The following is a 13,775-nucleotide window of genomic DNA, read 5'->3' on the forward strand; positions in this document are numbered from 1 at the left end:
CAAACAGAGGGTATAACCAAAGGGATCAGTCCTAACCCCCGCCAAACCCTCCGCATAGGCTGCCCCTGCTGTGCCCACACAACTTTCTGCCCCAAACCAGGTGGCGAAAATGGAAAATATCGCTAGGGGATAACCTAGTGACCTTCCCCCCAACAGATAATCGTTCTCATTTTTAATGCCTTTGGATACTACAAAACCTATTACCAGTTGTAAGGCAACATAAACCAGAATTCCCAGAAACAACCCGTTCATTCCTCTCCTCCAGAAGGGGCAACCTTATCAAAACTCTACAATAAACACACCAAAATTAACAGTAGCAATTTTTTTTAATGATATGCATGTACTTAATACCAGTTACAAGAAGAAAAGAAGATTGTGCCCAAAAGCCATACAAGAGTAAAATAGGAGGATCATGAAAAATGTGGAGAAAAAGAGGAGATAGATTTGATTACGACAAGCACATTTAAAACTACAAAATCAGAAGAAATCTTCGCCGCCGCCCAAAAACTAATGCCCGGCGGTGTTAACTCCCCCGTAAGGGCATTCAAGTCCGTGGGTGGCCAACCTATAGTATTCGATAGGGTAAAAGGAGCATATATCTGGGATGTGGATGGTAACCAGTATATCGACTACGTAGGCTCCTGGGGGCCAGCTATTTGCGGACATGCTCATCCCGAGGTAATTCAAGCCCTCAAAGAGGCCCTAGAAAAAGGCACTAGTTTCGGTGCCCCCTGTATCCAAGAAAACATCCTGGCACAAATGGTAATAGAAGCGGTGCCCAGTATTGAAATGGTGCGTTTTGTTAACTCTGGCACCGAAGCCTGTATCTCCGTGTTAAGACTGGTGCGTGCCTATACCGGCAAAAACAAGATCATCAAATTCGAAGGGTGTTATCATGGACACGGGGACATGTTTCTAGTCAAAGCTGGTTCGGGGGTTGCCACTCTCGGATTGCCCGACTCCCCTGGCGTGCCCAAGTCTGTCACCGCCGATACCCTCACTGCCCCCTACAATGACCTAGAGGCGGTAAAAAAACTGTTCATGGAGCACAAAAATGAGATCGCCGGAGTAATATTAGAACCTGTAGTGGGCAATGCCGGTTTTATCCCCCCCGATGCCGGTTTCCTGGAAGGCTTGAGGATACTTACCCAGGAGAATAATGCCCTGTTGGTATTCGACGAGGTGATGACTGGCTTCCGTGTAGCCTATGGGGGTGCCCAAGCCAAATTCGGCGTCATACCCGATCTAACCACCCTAGGTAAAATTATCGGTGGTGGTTTACCTGTCGGCGCCTATGGTGGCAAAAAAGAAATCATGTCCATGGTAGCACCCGCAGGCCCCATGTATCAAGCTGGCACCCTTTCTGGTAACCCCCTCGCCATGACTGCCGGCATTAAAACCCTAGAATTGCTCCAAAAACCCGGCACCTATGAATATCTGGAAAAAATCACTAATAAACTCATCACCGGCCTGTTAGAAATCGCCCGCAAAGCTGGACACCAAGTCAGCGGCGGCAATATAAGCGGTATGTTTGGCCTATTCTTCACTGAAGGGCCAGTGCGCAACTATAATGACGCCAAGAAGTCCGACACCGCCAAATTTGCCCGTTTCCACCGCGCCATGCTGGAGAGGGGTATTTATTTGGCCCCATCCCAATTTGAAGCCGGCTTTACCTCCCTTGCCCATACCGAAGAAGACATAGACAAAACCCTAGCCGTAGCTGAGGAAGTTTTCAAACTAATATAGTGAGTCGTTTGTTCCACCATATTTTGCCCCCTTGTGGGGGACATTTTTTCTCAGAAAATACCTGCTACCCTCCTTATTTTTTCCACTAAGCTACCAGGGAAACATCATCTACCACCTTTTCATAATTGTCCTCTTTTATCCCTAAAACTTGATCCAAACGACTAATCTCAAAAATCATCCTAACGGAAGGGCATACATTCGTCAGATAGAGACTCTTCCCCCGTTTTTTCGCTTCCTGATACGCTTTCACCAACGCGATTAAACCACTGGAGTTCACCAACTCCACCTCGCTAAAATCCACAATAATTTCCTTTTCTCTACTGTTTTCAATTAAGCTGAGCAGTTTCTCCTCAAACTGACCCTGGTTTGTGTGGTCTATTATACCCGTTGGCTTGAATATTTCCCTCTTGTTCATATTCCTTCACTCCTCATCCAATAAGATTCTTTTTTATTTCCGTCGATTTATATTCGCCAGTTCAAAAAATCTCCCGTTTTGGGAATAATAATAATACTTTTTTCCACCTTTTGCCCACTTTTGTTTAATCTTTCCCCTTCCGCCAGCTAACAGGCTACCACACCAAACACCATCCCTATATATTGTATCACAGAATACAATATAGCCCTTTGGGGGAGAATATAACTATGGAAGAATGCACATTTTCTCCACACCTATGTGAAATAATTCTAAATATGACTCCGTTTATCGACTCTTGGTATTAACATGGTCCCAGGGGCACAAGTCAGTCCGATGACTTATTAACCCTCCTACCTATGGGTTTACAAAACTCAAAACTGTTTTTTCTAAAAAAACTTTGTATATTACCTTATAATATAACTGTATTCTGTATTAAGCAATAGTGAGAGAGCCAGCCAAGCTTTTAAGAAAAAAAATGTTACATTTAGTGGCCAAAAATAGGGCCGAAGAATATTGGGAGAATAATAGCGGGGGAATAGACATAAGTAAGCATCAATATTCTGTTTTGCCTATGGAAATGGGGGCCGAAAGTGACAAATATAAACATGTTCTTATAATTCGGGAGGGGGATAACTATAATTTTTTCCACCTCCATAAGCCTGTCTATGAAATAGGGCGCCGGAAAGATGCAGATATACTCGTTGAAGACGCAGCTGTTTCCCGCTACCAGGCTACCCTTATCAAGGAATACGATGGGGAAAATAATACCTACTTCTATAAAATAATTGATGGGACTTTGTCGGGAAAAAGATGTAAAAACGGCTTAATAGTCAACAGAAAAAAGTACATCTTCAAGATTCTAGAACACGGAGACATAATCTATTTTAGCCCCAAAACATTGGCTCGTTACTTTGTAATAGAAAATAACCTGGAAGAAAAACAGAAACTCCTGACAGAAAGTTTTGGCAAAATCGTCTCTGAAAAAGCCATTGTAGATTTCTCTAAAAACACTCTTACTCTGGATGAAAACGATACAAAAGAAGCACTTGAGGAGGAAAAGAGAAAGTCAGACTCGGCAAGCAAAGTAGACTCCTTCGCCGAATTGAGCCCCTATCCCATCATAGAATTAAACCTTCAAGGAGAAATCACTTATTATAATCCGGCAGCTATTATCCTATTCCCCGACTTAAGATTGCAAGGAAAAAATCATCCGCTCTTCGATGGTATTTTTCTGGCTTCACAGTATACTGTCCACGGCAACCTTCTTGTCAGAGAAGTGCGTCACGGTGACAGAATCTTTGAACAATACACCCATTATCTACCAGATTTAAAGGTGATTAGAACTTACATTTTTGACTTTACGGAAAGAAAACGGGCAGAGGCTCAGCTGAAGGATAGTGAAGCTAAATACCGCGCCGTAGTGGAACAAATTAAAGAGGGAATACTCGTCTTCACATCCGACGAATATCAAATTATAGAAGCCAATGCCTACGCCAGCAAAATTCTGGGCCGCAGCGTGGAGGAATTAACTGACTTAAGATTCCTGGAATTGGTAGAAAATGTTGCTGTGGATTTGAAGTACAAACTTAGGGTATTAAGGGAAACTGGTGGCTGTTTTCGGGAGGAATTAAAACTAAAAGCCAAAAACAATACCGCTGTAGATGTGGAGTTAAGTGTCAGTTTAATAAGCTACCACAATAAGTTGGTTTACTGTTCCGTTTTTAGGGACATTAGTGAGAGGAAAAAATTGGAAAAAGAACTAAAATACATGGCGTATCATGACAGTTTAACTGGGGTGTGCAAGCGGAATTATTTCCGGGAAAACGCCTCAAAAATGCTGAGGAATGCCAAACAGACAAATAGTAAAATGGCCTTGATGTTTCTAGATGTGGACTATTTTAAAGAGATTAACGACAATTATGGCCATGATATAGGAGATTTACTATTGAAAAGTTTTGCCGAAAGACTGAAAGGGTGTTTGAAGAAAAAAGATTGTATTGCCAGGTGGGGAGGAGATGAGTTTGTAGTACTCGCTTGTGACATCCCCTCCTTAGAAAACCTAGTAATGATTGTAGAGAGAATTATAAACAACGTCCGCCGTCCATTTGTTTTCGACAAGATAACCGTTAAAACCTCTACCAGTATTGGCATCTCCCTTTTCCCAAAACATGGAGAGGATTTGGAATCCCTTTTGAAAAGGGCGGATGAGGCACTGTATGTTACCAAGAGGAATGGGCGTAACGGCTATACCATAGCGGAATATGAAGGGGATTGGTAAGGCTAGGAGAATCTCCCCTTCAACAGGTAGGAAGCCAGAAAAGGACTGAGAATCAATATCAGAAGCATCCTTGTCATCTGCATGGTTAAAACCAGGGCACAATCCCCTCCCAATTCCACCACCGTTGCCATCATAGCAGTTATACCACCAGGAGTCGAACCCAATAGGGCAGTCAAGGGGTCAATATGGGTGATAAGATGAAACAGATGCCCCGTTAAGAAGCAAGCAAAGATCAGTAGTAGCACTAACACTACTTCTAGTAGTACTGCATTTAGCAATTTTTGTGCTGTTTCGGTTTCAAATTTCAAACCTATGCTTAAACCCAGGAAGAATAAGGCTCCTCTGAAAATAGGAGTAGGAATTTGAATTTGATAAGGAAACAGAATAAATACCAACAAACCAAAGAAAAAGGGGACTAAAAACAGATTAGAGGGAATTGAAATTCTCTTCGCTAACCACACACTTGCAGTCAACAAAATGGCCACTAGACAAATATTCAACAGTGGCGGCAGAGAGGGCCGATTGTTTATTACGGTTGTAATACCAAATTGTTTACCAGAGGGGGCCATTCCCGAGAGGAAAAAGGTAGCAATAAGGGGGATAATTATAGACACCATGAGGATTCGCAGGTATTGTAACACAGCCACGGCAATGGCATCTGCTCCCATCTGTTCACTCATAGCCACCAAACTCGGGCCAGCCCCAGGTATACAGCCTAAAAAACTGGTAGCTGCGTCGATTTTGGCCAATTTATGGATTATATAGCCATTAAGCAGGCTCAGACTCCCGGTTACCACAATACACAACAGTAGGGGGAGAAAATAATCTTTGGCTTGTAAAAGGGTATCCGGGGAAAAACGACTAGCGGTGACCAGGGCAATTATAGCTTGGGCCACGACATTGATGGATTTTGGTAGTGGCAGTGATTTCTTTTGAAATACTACAAATAGTACTGCACACAATAGGGGCATCAGTAGCCAAGTGATGGGCAAATGGTATTTATCCCCCAACCAGGCGGTGACAAAGGCAAAAACCATCAACAAAGATAAGGAAACTGATACCCTACTACCCTCCGATTTAGCTAAGGCTAATGACATTTTATTCTTCTGCGGTGAGTGATGATATTTTCCCCTATGTTATAGCATTTTTTTTCTTCCACCGTGGAATCATTCAGTTAAATTTGATACAAAACCCTCTCTATTTCTTCCTCAATTCGATGTTGTAAAAATAAAGTGCTACAGGCCTATTTAATGCCAAAAAATAATCTGGATCTTCCCAGGATAAATATATGGCAGTCCATTGTTTTGCTCTAATTAAATTGGGCTCAACAAGGTTATAATCAGTCAAGGTCTCTACCAGGTTTACATACAATATAGGTTCATTTTTATACACCCCTTCTGGGCTGCTAAAAAACTGTCTAGTGATTTCGCAGGTGATAAATCTGGTGGGGGAAACTGTTTCTTGTTGTCTGCCAATTACTGTTGATATTAGTTTGTTGTTCTCTGTAAGTATAGTAGTTTGTTCATTTGGATTTTTGGGGTTTACCGTTACAGATTGCACATTCTCTTCTCCCAAATAGGCTTTAGCAATGGCCAGGCCATTAAAAGCCCTATCTGCAACGATCACCTCCTTACTGGAAAATGTATCCGGGAAAAACAGAGAGAATTTTGGGGCAATTTTATCCCGAATGTATCTTACCTCAAAGTTAACTTCTTTGTTCAAATATCTCTTATTGTTTTCAAATCCGGGAGTAACTAATTTTGGGGCCATAGGGGCAATTTGTTCCTCCAAAACACTAGTGACCTCCCATTCTCCCTCAAACCATTCGGGGAAGTATAAATCTTGCTGATTGTTCAGCAACAATATCTGACTCTCCCAGTGAGGGTATTGGTTAATTCTATCTTGTAGTATTCCGGCAAATGCGGGGGAGAATGTGAGGAGCAGAAAGAGGGGATTTATTATTAGGAAAAGAGCCAATTTTTTCGACATTTCGACACACAATTGGAAAGGGTGGCCCCCCTGGAGGGGGTAGTGGGGGGAAGGGGGGTGGGATGACTAAAAGTCCATGTCAGACATGTCGTTGCCGGGTTTAGACTTGGCGGGGGTGGGTTTTTCCACTACCACAGCCTCGGTAGTCAAAACCAAACCGGCAATGGAGGCAGCGTTTTGGAGGGCAATGCGTACTACCTTTGCAGGATCTATAATACCAGCCGCCAGAAGGTCTTCGTATTGGCCATTGAGGGCATTAAAACCAATATTATCTGGGGCTTGTTTTACCTTTTCCACCACCACTTCCCCATCCACGCCGGCATTGTGGGCAATTTGAGCCAGAGGCGCCTGAATGGCCTTGATTACAATGTCCACGCCAATCTTCTCCTCGTCGTCGGTGAGACTGTTTTTTAATTGTTCCAGTTTGGGACAAAGATGGATAAGGGTTGCCCCACCACCGGGGATAATTCCCTCAGCTACGGCTGCCTTGGTGGCATTAATGGCATCCTCAAAGCGTAGTTTTTTCTCTTTCATTTCGGTTTCCGTGGCGGCGCCCACCTTGATGACGGCTATTCCCCCCACCAGTTTGGCGATGCGTTCTTGTAGTTTTTCTGTATCATACTCAGAATCAGTTTGTGCCAATTCCTTTTTAAGTTGGGCCACCCTTTTCTGGATGGCTTCTTGGTTGGCGCCATTGGCCACAATGACGGTATTATCCTTTTCAATGGTAACTTTGCGGGCCTGTCCCAGCATGTCAATGCTAGCATCTTCCAAGGTCAAGCCAACCTCTTCAGAGATAAGACGCCCACCAGTGAGGATAGCAATGTCCTCTAGTATAGCCTTACGACGTTCGCCAAAACTAGGGGCTTTAATGGCGGCTACCTTTAAGACACCACGGGCCTTGTTGACAATAAGAGTGGCTAGGGCTTCCCCTTCCACATCCTCAGCAATGATCAGTAGTGCCCTGCCAGCTCGTGCTACATTTTCCAAAACGGGCACTAAGTCGGTAATGGAACTAATTTTTTTGTCGGTAATGAGGATATAGGGGTTTTCTAATTCTACAATTTGTTTTACCTGGTCGGTGATGAAGTAGGGGGAGATATAACCCCTATCTATTTGCATCCCCATTACCACATCCACTTCGGTGGTAAGGGATTTAGATTCCTCTACAGTGATAACACCATCCTTGGTAACCTTGGCTATGGCATCGGCAATAATACCCCCAATTTCTTCGTCATTGCCAGCAGAGACAGTGGCTACCTGTTTGATAGCCTCCCCTTCTACTGGTTTGGCCATGGCGGCAATTTCTTTAACCAGAAGGGAGATAGCCTTATCAATGCCACGACGAAGAGGGATGGGATTGGCGCCAGCTACTACATTTTTCAATCCCTGTCTAATGATAGCCTGGGCGATAACTGTAGCAGTGGTGGTGCCATCGCCAGCAACGTCTTTTGTTTTGGAGGCTACCTCTTTAACCAAACGGGCACCAGCATTTTCCAGGGGGTTTTCTAATTCGATTTCCTTGGCGACACTTACCCCATCCTTTACCAACTCTGGGGGGCCAAATTTTCTTTCTAAAAGTACATTCCTGCCCCTGGGGCCTAATGTTACCTTAACCGCATCTGCTAGGGCATTTACTCCCCTTTCTAGATTCTTTCTGGACTCTTCCTTGAAGGATACAATTTTGGCCATAAATACAATTTATCCTAGTGGTATTTATTCCTCATATCACTTTAGCACTCTTGGGGAAAGGGGGGGAGCTTTTTGTGATATTCTCTACAAACAAGTCTTTAGTCTCCCGTTTACTTGTGAACTATGGCAGAAACACAACCTTCCCAAACAGAGATAGTTGAGGCCTTATCTGTAACTGCGGAACTACAATTTGAATTACCAGATCCCCATGACGAGGAGATAGAGGAAGAGGAGTTTTTCCGAAGAGTGGATGATGTGTGGCGGGTATGCGATCGGTTTGACCTACAGACAGATATATGGAGAGGTAGAATTCTAAGGGCAGTAAGGGATAGGGAAAAAATAGGCGGCGAGGGGAGGGGAAGTGGTTTTCTCAACTGGTTAAAACAAAAAGACATTACCAAAAGCCAAGCCTATGCCCTAATCCAGTTGGCTAACAGTGCGGATGCCTTGTTAGCAGAGGGAAATTTATCTTTTGAAGCCATTAACAACTTCAGTAAAAGGGCATTTCTGGAAACCGCTAAGGCGCAACCGGAGATTCAAAAACTGGTAGGGGAGGAGGCAAAAAAAGGCAAACGCATCACCCGCAGGGAGGTGAAACAACTCACAGAAGAATACACCGCCATTAATTCGGAATTGTTGCCCGACACTGTCAAAGAAAAAGCAGTAGATGGAAGTCTACCACCACGTCATTTAGCACCACTAGTAAAGGAGTTGGAAAAGCTGCCACCGCCGCAAGTGGAGGAGATTCAAAGGGAAATCGAATCCAATCCCTATTTGGACACCGTTAAACAAATGACATCTACCGCTAAGAGCTTAAGTAGGTATTTTGACGCAGTAGCCCGGGTAGAAACCCTTAAAAATTCTCCTGTAGACATATCTGCCGCCCTAGAGGAGGCTATGAGACTAGACTGTTTAAGTCTTACCGCTGATTTGGTAAAACAGGCCACTCAACTAGAACAAGTTGTGGTCAAATTATACACCCTGTGGAAGAAACTGGGGGGTTTGGCAGATCGTCTCTATGTGGAAACGGGGAGTAGTACTCCCAATTTACGCTCCCTTTTGAGCTGTCTAGAAAAACTAACTGGGGAGGTAATAGAAGTGCCCCTTGACCAACAGGGCTGCAAAAGTATACGCTTACGTATTGTAGGGGATTAATGGCTATTGAGGTTTAGTTTTGACCACCACGGGCCCTTTTACCAGGGTTTGACACGCTAGACGGTAATTTTCTGGTTTTCTTTTTAATTTTCTTAGCTCAAAATCGGTTTTTGGCGAGAGATTCTCCATTCCTTCCACAATCTCTACAATACAAGTGCCACATTGTCCATAGCCGCCACAATTCATCAGTTTTCCCCGCCACCTGTAAATGTCAACCCCATTTTCTATGGCCTTTCTCCGCAAATTTGCCCCTTCTGCCACCACCACTTCCTTGTTTTCATTTACAAACTTGATGGTAGTCATTTTTCCCTCCTTTGCTTTGTTTTTACCCTTACCTCAATTGTAAAGTAATTGTAAAGTTTTATATCTTAATATTAAGACATTCTAAACAAAAATAGCTGGGGCAAAAGAACTGTGGCTGTTTTAACATAGAAACATGACCTAAGTTTGCCTGGTGTGCCCGCCCCACTGGCCAAATCGGACTGTCAACTATGACTTGCAATTATTCCCATTTCTTCCGACACTACACTCCCCCCACCTGTACCCTACAAATCTACAATCCTCAGTCATTCTGGGGCAGGTGGCCCTATCAGTCTTTCCCGGAATACTTTAGCTTTCAACTGCAATTCGAAGACCCACGTAAGGGGGAACAGGGGAAAATAATAGGCGATCGCACCTTGTTGGAAAAATTGAGGAAGGAGGTAAACGACTATATCCAAAAGTATTTAGCAAAACCCGACTTGCTGCCAGAGGGGGAAAAATGTGACTTGCCGCCACAGCAGGCTCAGGGGGAGTATATTTGTATTAGCAGGGAGTCGGAATACAGTCATCGTTTCTATTATAGGTCCTGGGAATCAGAGCAGGAGACCTTGAACATAGTCCTAAGTAATACACAGTTGTTAGACCTGTTAAATGCCCTGGAAGCCTACTACCAGGATGCTTGCGAGAGTCGGGAAAGGAAAGAAAGCATTTCCAGCCACCTAGGTTTGAGTATACTGATTACCAGTTTAGTGTTCACCGGTGTGGGGAGCTGGTGGTGGTACTATGAAAGGGAGTCAATGAATAACCCTCCAATTAGTGAGAGTAAGACGGAGACGGGAACCAACACTACCTCTCCCACTGACAACAACGAATTACACAAGGTGTTACCCCCCACTCCCCTAGATGAGAAAAATTTACCCCAGGTGATAACACCAACACTGCCTAAAAATCTGCAAAACCTACCCCCTCTGCCACCACCACCGCCAGTGAGAAAACCCCCAATAGTCTCCCAATCCCCTGTAGGCTCCATGGAGCATAAGCCTCTACAACCTACTTTCCAACCCCCATCCTCCATTTCCAATTCTGCCCCCGCCGTCACTGTTCCGTCCAAAAAACCCACTTTTTCCACCATTCCGTCATCTCCCCCCACCAAGAGGGTGTCCTCCAATACCCCTATCACCCAATCCCCTATAAGGGCTATGGATTATAAGCCCCTACCCCCTGCCCCTCAACCGCCAAGCCCTGAATCCCCGCCTATGGAAAAGCCTAAATTGCCCATAAGATTGTCCAAGTTGCCAGTATTATCCCCTCAAAAAGATGCCCCATCTCCACAAAGTGGGGTTGACGGCAATGTTGATGGTGGTGTTGAGGGTGTCTCTCCCCCTCTTTTCGCCAATGACACCCTTTCCAAGACAATCTCTAATTTGGAATCTCTTTCTCCCTACCCAGTGGTGGAGGGCAGAAAAGACAATAGCCTATTAATTGGCCAGATAAAAGAGTATTTCTCCTCCCGTTGGCTACCCCCCGAAAGTCTCAGACAGAGTATTCAGTATCGCCTAGAAATCAATCCCGAGGGTGCAGTTGCCAAGATTACACCAATAGGACAAGTTGCGGTGGTATATTTGGACAAGACGGGCATGCCCCTGCTAGGAGAAAAAATAGTCTCCCCCCCCGGCGATGAGGATTCCCCCCTGACTATCCGATTAATTTTAAGCCCTGATGGCACGGTTCAAGCCTTTGAGGAGTTGCAAGAGTTGCAGTGGCCAGGGGGTTAAATGTCTAGAAGGTTTTTACGTGGATTGAATGTCTCTATTTCTTTGATTTTTTGGTACAATTGTCTTTCCTCCTCACTGACTTGAGTGGGGGTGACAATGTTGATCACTACAAGTTGATCTCCTCTTTCCCCACGAATGTTGGGATAACCCTTGTTGGCCAATTTTAACACCTGTCCTGATTGCACCCCAGCGGGGAGATTCATTTTAACCAAACCGTCAATGGTGGGCACTTCAATGGCACCCCCCAACACTGCTTCTGCCGGGGTAATGGGTATCTCACATCGGATGTCTGAGCCCTCTAGAATAAAGAAGGGATGGGGCTCAATAAGAATTTTAAGATACAAGTCGCCCCCATTAATGCCCTGTCCCCTCAGACGAAGTTTTTGGCCATGATACATACAAGGGGGCATATCCACCTCTAAAGAGCGTCCGTCTTCTAGTCTAATCCTTTCCCTTCCTCCCTTATAGGCTTTTAGGAGGGGGAGACTCAATTGGGCTTCAATGTCTTTTGGTTGACGGAGGGGAGGCACTGGTTTGACGGTTTTCGTATTGCCTGGACGAAAATCGCTGAAATTATTAGCAGGGGTGCGAGAAACAGGAGTTTTCCCGTGGGGGTTTCCATTGCCGTCGCTAGGGCGCTCATCATTTTGCCAGAAATTAGTAATATTACCAGCAACAAAAGGAAATCCGCCCCCCTTTTTCCCAGAAGTTGTTAGCCGCCGTCTGGCTACACCAAAGAGAGAATTGTCATACTGTTGTCGTTTTATGGGATCGGAGAGAATGTCATAAGCCTCGTTGATTTGTTTGAACATCTCTTCTGCATTCCTGTCTCCCGGATTGACATCGGGATGATAGCGTCTTGCCAGACTACGAAATGCCCTTTTTATCTCCTCTGCAGAGGCTGATGGCGATACTCCTAGTATCTGATAATAATTGGTCACTTCTGTCCGTGGACTTGGCATTTTCGACTACCTGGGATATTCCATCAAACTGACACCAGTGGCTAAAACTGGGTTGGAGTTGCCAGCTAAATGCCCGTTTATCTTTATCATGATAGGCTACTCCTTCCCAACTCTACTACAGGTTTCCCTGCCTATGGCTACTCTGACTGATCATATCAGAATTATTTTAGTACTTCTTTAGGTTGTTAGCTAAGAGAATTATTCTAACTGGTCTGCAGCCTAGACTGGAGAAAGTTTATAATGCCCTGTTTTTCCACTAAGCCTAACACATACCCGTCTTCCCGGACTACGGTGACTTCTGATTCTTTATTTTGCTCTAATAGTCTGACTACTTCTAGGAGGGAAACGGTTTCTACCACGGTTTTTATGTCATCTTTGGGATTCATTGCCTCTGCTACTCGAATTTCATTCCACTGGGATGTGGGGATGGTGCGTAATTTTTCTACTGGGATAACTCCTATGAGGATGCCATTTTCATCGGTTACCAGGAATCTCTGCCAGGCTTTTTTCCCTATGATATACTCGTTGACAAATTCCCTGATAGTTAAATCTCCTCGTACAATTGGACTGTTGGGTGTTACTGCTTCCCTGGCTAGGTAGTGTTTGAGTCTGTCTTCAATTTCGGCAGATTGGGCGGCAATGCCGGCATTTTGTAATAAAAACCAACCTACTAGGGCCGTCCAGATGCTACCAAAAGGGATAATACCCAGTGTGCCTAATAATCCTACCATGACTGCTGTCCAACCGAAAAATTCTCCCACATGGCCCGCAAAAATTATCCCTTTTTGGGGATTGCCTGTTATCTTCCATACGATAGCCTTTAAAACATTGCCACCATCTAGGGGTAATCCGGGAATCATGTTGAATAATGCCAGGATAAGATTAATTGTCGCCAATAGGGATACTATAGAGCGTAAAAATAATGGCATTGCCACATGAGTTTCTATGAACAACAAGATGCTGAATATAATCAAACTTACTACAGGCCCTGCAATAGCCACCAAAAAAGCCTCAAGGGGGGTGTTGGATTCCTTTTCCAGGGTTGCCAAGCCGCCAAATATGAATAGGGTGATTGACTTTACCTTTATCCCTTGACTTTGGGCCACAAAACTGTGACCTAATTCATGGGCTAGTACGGATGCAAACAATAGTAGTGAGGCCAAAAGTCCAAGCAACCAGGGGAGAATACCTGGCAGACTGGTTTGATAGGCTAAATCCACTCCTAACGTCAAAGTCATCAAACTCAACACCAGAAACCAAGAGGGATGGATATAAAAGGGAATGCCAAACAAATTCCCAACCTTTATGCTTCCTTTCATAATCTAAAAATCTCCTTTTCTTTTATTCCTTTTGGCTGAGATATCATTCCGGCAATTCAGATGTTTAAATGCTCCCTGTTGTCAAGTATTTGGCCGAATTTTATCTCCCTTCACCTCTTCTATTGTAAATCATACCTGTAGGGCTCTGCTCACAAAAATATGGTGTTAACCGTCTAGAGGTGT

General features: G+C 44.3%; 12 protein-coding genes. 4 read left to right on the forward strand and 8 right to left on the reverse strand.

What is annotated here, in order from left to right; all coding sequences use genetic code 11:
* On the reverse strand, positions 1-252 hold a 252-nt coding region (locus IGQ44_02075; protein ID HIK36766.1), incomplete at its 3' end, for a sodium:solute symporter.
* 195 nt (positions 253-447) lie between these two features.
* Between IGQ44_02075 and hemL the strand changes: the two genes are divergently transcribed.
* Positions 448-1,746 carry a glutamate-1-semialdehyde 2,1-aminomutase gene (gene hemL / locus IGQ44_02080; protein ID HIK36767.1) on the forward strand — a complete coding sequence of 433 codons (1,299 nt, stop codon included), beginning with the start codon at positions 448-450 and terminating at the stop codon, positions 1,744-1,746.
* Positions 1,747-1,831: 85 nt separating this feature from the next.
* Here hemL and IGQ44_02085 read toward each other — a convergent pair whose 3' ends face one another.
* Positions 1,832-2,161 carry an STAS domain-containing protein gene (locus IGQ44_02085; protein HIK36768.1) on the reverse strand — a complete coding sequence of 110 codons (330 nt, stop codon included), beginning with the start codon at positions 2,159-2,161 and terminating at the stop codon, positions 1,832-1,834.
* Between the two features lie 475 nt (positions 2,162-2,636).
* Between IGQ44_02085 and IGQ44_02090 the strand changes: the two genes are divergently transcribed.
* Complete coding sequence (locus tag IGQ44_02090; protein HIK36769.1) at positions 2,637-4,439, forward strand: diguanylate cyclase; 1,803 nt, start codon at positions 2,637-2,639, stop codon at positions 4,437-4,439.
* A gap of 2 nt (positions 4,440-4,441) precedes the next feature.
* Here IGQ44_02090 and IGQ44_02095 read toward each other — a convergent pair whose 3' ends face one another.
* The 3 genes from IGQ44_02095 to groL form a co-directional block, all read right to left on the reverse strand.
* The gene (locus tag IGQ44_02095; GenBank protein ID HIK36770.1) at positions 4,442-5,536 is read right to left on the reverse strand and encodes an AbrB family transcriptional regulator; all 1,095 of its coding nucleotides are present in this window, start codon (positions 5,534-5,536) and stop codon (positions 4,442-4,444) included.
* Between the two features lie 100 nt (positions 5,537-5,636).
* Entirely contained in the window at positions 5,637-6,428 is a 792-nt protein-coding gene (locus IGQ44_02100; protein ID HIK36771.1) for a hypothetical protein, read from the reverse strand.
* 66 nt (positions 6,429-6,494) lie between these two features.
* Positions 6,495-8,120 (reverse strand): chaperonin GroEL, encoded by a 1,626-nt coding sequence (groL, locus tag IGQ44_02105; protein HIK36772.1) that lies wholly within the window; start codon positions 8,118-8,120, stop codon positions 6,495-6,497.
* A gap of 123 nt (positions 8,121-8,243) precedes the next feature.
* Between groL and IGQ44_02110 the strand changes: the two genes are divergently transcribed.
* A complete protein-coding gene (locus IGQ44_02110; GenBank protein ID HIK36773.1) occupies positions 8,244-9,275 on the forward strand; it encodes a hypothetical protein in 1,032 nt (343 codons plus the stop codon).
* Positions 9,276-9,278: 3 nt separating this feature from the next.
* On the opposite strand, the gene IGQ44_02115 is transcribed toward IGQ44_02110, so the two are convergent.
* Positions 9,279-9,578 (reverse strand): (2Fe-2S)-binding protein, encoded by a 300-nt coding sequence (locus IGQ44_02115; protein ID HIK36774.1) that lies wholly within the window; start codon positions 9,576-9,578, stop codon positions 9,279-9,281.
* A gap of 188 nt (positions 9,579-9,766) precedes the next feature.
* Between IGQ44_02115 and IGQ44_02120 the strand changes: the two genes are divergently transcribed.
* A complete protein-coding gene (locus IGQ44_02120; protein HIK36775.1) occupies positions 9,767-11,311 on the forward strand; it encodes a DUF4335 domain-containing protein in 1,545 nt (514 codons plus the stop codon).
* On the opposite strand, the gene IGQ44_02125 is transcribed toward IGQ44_02120, so the two are convergent.
* Both IGQ44_02125 and IGQ44_02130 read right to left on the reverse strand, forming a co-directional pair.
* Positions 11,308-12,273 (reverse strand): J domain-containing protein, encoded by a 966-nt coding sequence (locus tag IGQ44_02125; GenBank protein ID HIK36776.1) that lies wholly within the window; start codon positions 12,271-12,273, stop codon positions 11,308-11,310. The genes IGQ44_02120 and IGQ44_02125 overlap by 4 nt on opposite strands.
* A 203-nt stretch (positions 12,274-12,476) precedes the next feature.
* Entirely contained in the window at positions 12,477-13,592 is a 1,116-nt protein-coding gene (locus IGQ44_02130) for a site-2 protease family protein (GenBank protein ID HIK36777.1), read from the reverse strand.
* Positions 13,593-13,775: the final 183 nt, after the last annotated feature.

Source organism: Geminocystis sp. M7585_C2015_104 (assembly GCA_015295805.1).
Taxonomy (GTDB): domain Bacteria; phylum Cyanobacteriota; class Cyanobacteriia; order Cyanobacteriales; family Cyanobacteriaceae; genus DVEF01.